The 6,195-nt window shown below is 74.5% G+C and carries 4 protein-coding genes and 1 riboswitch; all 4 genes read left to right on the top strand.

Translation table 11 applies throughout. The features are described from left to right. Positions 1 to 369: 369 nt before the first annotated feature. Positions 370 to 553: riboswitch (cobalamin riboswitch) on the top strand. A 124-nt stretch (positions 554 to 677) separates the two neighbouring features. The 4 genes from VGC13_RS19410 (at position 678) to VGC13_RS19395 (ending at position 6,193) form a co-directional block, all read left to right on the top strand. After that, positions 678 to 1,616 carry a helical backbone metal receptor gene (locus VGC13_RS19410; protein ID WP_331126939.1) on the top strand — a complete coding sequence of 313 codons (939 nt, stop codon included), beginning with the start codon at positions 678 to 680 and terminating at the stop codon, positions 1,614 to 1,616. Continuing rightward, positions 1,613 to 2,596 carry an iron ABC transporter permease gene (locus VGC13_RS19405; protein ID WP_331126938.1) on the top strand — a complete coding sequence of 328 codons (984 nt, stop codon included), beginning with the start codon at positions 1,613 to 1,615 and terminating at the stop codon, positions 2,594 to 2,596. Before VGC13_RS19410 ends, VGC13_RS19405 begins: the two co-directional genes overlap by 4 nt. Next, entirely contained in the window at positions 2,593 to 3,435 is an 843-nt protein-coding gene (locus VGC13_RS19400) for an ABC transporter ATP-binding protein (protein WP_331126937.1), read from the top strand. The genes VGC13_RS19405 and VGC13_RS19400 overlap by 4 nt, the downstream gene beginning before the upstream one ends. A 574-nt stretch (positions 3,436 to 4,009) precedes the next feature. Then, complete coding sequence (locus VGC13_RS19395; protein WP_331126936.1) at positions 4,010 to 6,193, top strand: TonB-dependent receptor; 2,184 nt, start codon at positions 4,010 to 4,012, stop codon at positions 6,191 to 6,193. Positions 6,194 to 6,195 lie beyond the last annotated feature (2 nt).

The raw sequence follows: 6,195 nt of genomic DNA, 5'->3' as shown, positions 1-6,195 counted from the left end.
CGAAATCCGGCGCGCCGACTGAGAAATCTACTGTCTGCTGCTGGTGCCCCGCCGCATCGCTCCGGCACTGGCCCTGTCCGCCCGTGTCGTAGCCGCGAAGCAGGCACGGCTACCGCGTCTGCCCTCCAGCAAATCCGACAGTAGATTCCTCGGCCCTGCAACCTCTGGTGTGAAAGCAGGCTACGGCGTGGCCGGGCCTCGGAATGACAGCGCTGGTGTATCTGCCTGGATGCGCAGCGTCGGATTCTTGAACACACTCTCGGGAAGTCAGGCGCTTCCGTCAGGAACCCGGAAAGGGAAACACTGAGGCGCACGGCGGCGGTCGCGGGGTGACACTTTACATCCCGCGCACCCGCCGCTAGCTTGCCGTCCACATAGAAGCGAGAGGGCCTCACGGAAGCCGGTGTAAATCCGGCGCGGCCCCGCCACTGTAAGAGGCCCGGCACGTTTCGCCGGCCCCGTCCCGCTCAAACCAAGCCACTGGGCACCAGCCCGGGAAGGCGAGCGGCGACCGCCTCGAGCCAGGAGACGCGGCCCTCTCTGCTCCCGCAATCAGCAAACCCCTCGCGGGAGGGGAGCGGGGTCAGCGAGTATCGCCGGCCAGGGCACGCGCATGCGTGCACCGCCCGCGCCATTCGTGCCCGTCCCTTCCGCGTGCAGCCGGAAGGACGGGCTTTTTGTCGTTTTCCCCCCGCACGCCGCGGCGCCTTCGTGCGACGCGGGCGGCCGCCGTGGCCGCCCTGCTGGCGCTGTCCGCGTGCGGCGGCCGCGCGCCGGAAGCATCCACATCCCCCGCCATCGCCGTGGTGGACGACGCGGGCGACACGCTGCGCCTGGCCGCGCCCGCCCGCCGCATCGTCTCGCTGGCGCCCAACGCCACCGAGACGCTGGTGGCCATCGGCGCGCTGCCGCAGCTGGTGGGGCGGTCGGACTACGACGTGGGGCTGGGGGTGGACTCCGTCGCGTCCGTGGGCGGCGCGCTGGACCCCTCGCTGGAGCGGCTGGTGGCGCTGCGGCCGGACCTGGTGATCGGCTGGCACTCCGCGGGCGCCAACCCGGTGCGGGACCGGCTGCGGGAGATGGGCATCCCCTTCCTGGCCGTGCGCACCACGGATACGACCGACATCTACCGCACTCTGGGCGTGCTGGGCCGCGTGACGGGGCGCGACGCATCCGCCGATTCCGTCACCGCCGCCGTGCGCGCGCAGCTGGCGGCCGTCCGCGCGTCCGTGGCCGGGCGTCCGCCGCGCACCGCCTTCTACGTGATCGGCGACGAGCCGCTGATGACCGCCGGGCCGGGGACGTTCACGGTGCAGCTGATGGAGATCGCCGGCGGGCGCACGGCGTTCCCCGACGCCACGGGGCAGCCGCAGTACGTGTCGATGGAAGAGCTGGTCCGCCGCCAGCCCGAGGTGATCCTGCTTCCCGTGGGCGCGGACGGCGCGGCGCGGGTCGCGGAGCTGCGGACGCGTCCCGGATGGCGCGAGCTGAACGCCTTTCGTGCGGGGACGGTGCACGCGCTTCCCGCGGACGCGGTGAACCGCATGGGCCCGGGAATCGGCGACACGGCGCGGCGCTTTCGCGACGCGCTGCATCCGGACCTGGCGGGGCGGTGAAGCCCGTCGCGCGCCTGCTGCTGCTGGCCGCCGTGCTGGCGGGCGCGCTGCTGCTGAGCGTGCGCCTGGGCGCCGTGCGCCTGGGGACCGGCGAGGTGGTGGATGCCCTGCGCGGCACGGGCGATCCGGCGACGGTGGCCATCGTCCGGCGGCTGCGGGTGCCGCGGTCGCTGCTGGCGGCGCTGGTGGGCGGGGCGCTGGCGGCGGGCGGCGCCACCTTCCAGGCGCTGCTCCGCAATCCGCTCGCGGAGCCGTACATCCTGGGCGTGTCGGGCGGCGCGGCGGTGGGCGCGGTGGGCGTCATCGTGCTGGGCGCCAGCGCGGCCAGCGGGTCGGTGGCGCTGGCGGCGTTCGTCGGCGCGGCGCTCTCCATCGTCCTCGTCCTGCGCCTGGCGGCCTCGGCGGGGCGAACGCTGGACACGCGCGTTCTTCTTCTCGCCGGCGTGGTGGCGGGGGCGTTCTTCAACGCCTGCATCCTGCTGGTCCTTACCTTCAGCAGCGCGGAGAGCTTTCGCGCCGCGCTGTTCTGGATGATGGGCAGCTTCAGCGGCGCCACCTGGCGTGAGATCGGCCTGCTCTCGCTGGCCGGCGGCCCCGCGCTGCTGGTGCTGATGGGGCTGGCCCGGCCGCTGAACCTGCTCTCCGTGGGGGAAGAGACGGCGGCGTACCTGGGGGTGCGGACGGAGCGCGCCAAGCTGGCGGCGTACGGCACGGCGTCGCTGCTGACGGCGGCGTCCGTGGCGGTGAGCGGGGTGATCGGCTTCGTGGGACTGGTGATCCCCCACGTGGTGCGGATGCTGTGGGGGCCGGACCACCGCTTTTTGATCCCCGCCTCCGTCCTCCTGGGCGCCACCTTCCTGGTGCTGGCGGACGTGATCGCCCGCACGGTGGCCGCGCCGGTGGAGCTGCCGATCGGGGTGGTGACGGCGTTCGTGGGCGTGCCGTTCTTTCTGTGGATCCTGCGCAGGAGGGGCGCGTGAGCGGATGGCGCTGCACCGGGCTTACGTACCGGTATCCGGAATCCGCCCGTCCCGCCGTGCTGGACCTGTCGCTTGAGGTCCCCGCCGGCGCCACGACGGCGGTGCTGGGGCCCAACGGCTCGGGGAAGTCCACGCTGCTGCGGCTGCTGCTGGGCATCCTTCCCCCCTCCGCGGGGACGGTGGCGTTCGGCGAAAAGCGGGTGGGCGACTGGGGGCGGGATGCGCTGGCCCGGGCGGTGGGCGTGGTGCCGCAGGGGGAGGAGACGGTGTTCCCCGTTTCCGTGCGCGAGCTGGTGGCCATGGGCCGCTACCCGCACCTGGGCGCGTGGCGGCGCGAGGGGGATGCCGACCGGCGCGCGGTGGAGGAGGCCATGCGCCGCTGCGACGTGTGGGACCTGGCCGCGCGCCCGGTGCCCACGCTTTCGGGCGGCGAGCGGCAGCGGGCGCGGGTGGCGCGCGCGCTGGCGCAGCAGGCTCCCACGCTGGCGCTGGACGAGCCCACGGCGGCGCTTGACGTGGCGCACGAGATGGCGATCTTCGAGCTGCTGCGCGATTTGGGACACGCGGGAAAGACGGTGCTGCTGGTGACCCACAACCTGAACCTGGCCGCGCGCTACGCGGACCGGCTGGTGCTGCTGGACCACGGCCGCGTGGCGGCGGAGGGCACGCCGGCGCAGGTGCTGACGCGCGAGACGGTGGAGCGCGTGTACGGGTGGCCGGTGGAGATCGTGCCGCACCCCGGACCCGGGCCGGACGCGGGCGCGCCGCAGGTGGTGCCGCTGGCCGGCGACCAGTGCGTGCGGATGGCGCACCCGGAAGGGCGGGCCGATGCGGCGTGAGGAGGGTGGCTTCCGCGATTCAGGTGGCGACGCGCATCGGTTGGTTCCGCGCGGCGCCCCCTCCGCTCGCTCAGGCTCGCACCTCCCCCAAAAAACCCTGGGGGAGGTTGAAGCGACGGGCGGAGATCGAAGTGCTACAAAAGTCATCGAACTGCGTCCGCGGGGTGCCCCTCCCCCGGCCCCTCCCCGCTCGTTCCTCACCGAAAGGGGAGAATCCGATCGCGCTCCGGAGGGGATCGAGCGCATGTCCGCGCGCGGCGACGTGCATCGAACTGCGTCCGACGGCGCCCCCCCTCTCCCGGCCTCTCCCCCCCGAACAGCAGGGGGGAGAGGAGAATTCGATCGCGTTCTGGAAAGGTCGTCGGGCGCGTCACCCTCCCCCGCGCAGGTTGCGGGGGAGGGCCGGGGAGGGGGGCGGCCCATCATTCCGCTCCACCCCGTCCGGAGCTCGCCGCTCCCTGCCTCACAACAACCTCCCCCAGTCGTTATTGGGGGAGGTGCGAGCCTGGGCGAGCGGAGGGGGCGTGCACTGGAGCCGTCCGTAGCGTCCCGGCTCCTGACCCGCCTTCTCACCGTGGGCGGGGCGATCCTCCTTTTCCTGCTGTGCGCCCTTCCCGCCGCGGCGCAGCGGCCGGGGGAGATCGCGGGGCGGGTGGTGGAGGCGGGGACCGCGGCGCCGGTGGAGGCCGCCGCGGTGGAGGTGCCGGCGCTGGGGGTGCGCGCGTGGACGGACGGCGCGGGGCGCTTCCGCTTTCGCGGCGTGGAGCCGGGCAGCTACCGCATCCGCGTCAGCCGGGCCGGATACGCGGCGCGGCTGGCGGAGGCGGAGGTGCGCAACGGCGAAGAGGCGTGGATCGACGTGCAGCTCGCGCCGGCCGCCGTGGCGCTGCAGGCGGTGCGGGTCACGGCCGAGGCGGAGCCGGCGGGCGGGACGCGCGTGTCGCGGGAGCAGATCGAGGCCGGCGGCGCGCGCACGGCGGCGGAGGTGCTGGAGCGCGTCCCCGGCGTCCTCGTCCGTTCGACCAGCGCGACGGGTGCGCAGACGGTGAGCATCCGCGGCAGCACGGCGGACGCGGTGCTGGTGCTGGTGGACGGCGTGCCGCTGAACGATCCCGTGACGGGCGAGGCGGACCTGAGCGGCGTCTCCGCGCAGTCCATCGACCGCGTGACCGTGCTTCCCGGCGGCCGTTCCGCGCGCTACGGCCCGCGCGCCGCGGCCGGCGTGGTGCTCATCGAGACCCGCGCGGCGGAGGTGCGCCGCATGGCCGAGCTCTCCGCGGGGACGCTGGAAGAGCGCGCCGGCCGCGCGGAGTGGGGCGCGCCCGTGGCGGATTGGGTGATGCAGGCGGGCGGCGAGGCGCGGCGGATCGAGGGCGGGTTCGACCACCCGCGCTCCGTGGATGATCCCACCATCGTCCACCGGCGCAACGCGGACCTGGCGGAGTGGAGCGCGTTCGCGGCGCTGGCCGGGCGCGCGGCGGGGGGCGAGCTGCGCGCCCGGGGCGGATGGGACGCGCTGCGGCGGGGCCTGCCTGGCCAGGACCACACGCCGTCGGAGCTGGCGCGGCAGGAGATGGAGCGCGGGCGCGGCTCGCTTTCCTGGCGGCGCTCGACGGAGCGGGGCGGCGTCTCGGCGCTGCTCTCCGGCGCGTCGCAGCGGGTGCGGTTCTCGGACCCGGACCCGCCCATCGGCACCGAGTACGACGACACCACGCGCGTGCGCACCGCCTCCCTCCGCGTGGAGATGGAGCGGGTGCCGGCGAGTGGAGCCGGTGACTCACCTGCCCGCTATTCCCTATTCCCTATTCCCTATTCCCTGTTCCGCGGCTGGGGCGGTGGCCTGGAAGCCTCCACGCAACGGGTGGACGCGGGCGCGCTCTCCGCCTCCGCGCCGCGGGCGCGGACGGACGTGGGCGCGTTCGCGCACGCGTCCGCGGGCTTCGGGCGGGGGATCACGCTGGCGGCGGAGGGGCGCATCGACCGGGACGGGGTGACGGAGGACGTCTACCTGAGCCGCTCGCTGACGGCGGGGGCGGCGCTCGGCATCGTCCGCATCCACCTGGCCAACCGCAGCAGCTACAGCCCGCCCTCGCTGGGCGACCAGTTCTTTCGCGCGGGCGTGGGCGTGCAGCCCAACCCGGACCTGCGTCCCGAGCGCGTGCCCAACGAGTGGGAGCTGGGCGCGTCCGCGTCCACCGTGGTGGGCGGGGCGGAGGTGAGCGCGCACGCGGCGGCGTTCGCGGGCGACGTGCGGGGGATGATCCTGTGGCTTCCCGACTTTGCCTTTCGCTGGAGCCCGCGCAACGTCGACGCGCTGCGCCGGGGGATCGACACGCGGGCGGAGGTGCTGCTGCCGCGCGCCGGGGTGCGGCTGACGGGCGCGTACTCGCTGGCGCGGGTGACGTACGACGAGCCGGGGGTGCGGGGGATCCAGCTTCCGTACCGCCCGCGGCACACGGGGTCCGCCGGGGTGGAGTGGCGGGGCGGGGGATGGCGGGTGGACGCGTTCGCCCGCTACACCGGCGTGCGCCATCCCGCCGCGGCGCGGGTGAACGCGCTTCCCGGCTTCTGGAGCACGGCCCTGCGCGCCGGCCGCGACTGGCGCGTGGGGGGATGGACGATGACGGCCGCGGTGGACGTGGACCGCGCGCTGGATGAAAGAGATTCGCTGATCGCTGGTTATCCCGAGCCCGGACGCCGGGTTCGGCTGGACGTGCGCGTGGCGCGCACGGGCTACTCATCCCATCAGGAAAGATAGAG

This window comes from Longimicrobium sp., from assembly GCF_036399255.1.
Taxonomy (GTDB): Bacteria; Gemmatimonadota; Gemmatimonadetes; order Longimicrobiales; family Longimicrobiaceae; genus Longimicrobium.
Note: the sequence above shows the minus strand (reverse complement) of the source record. Positions and strands in the feature narration are given on the sequence as shown.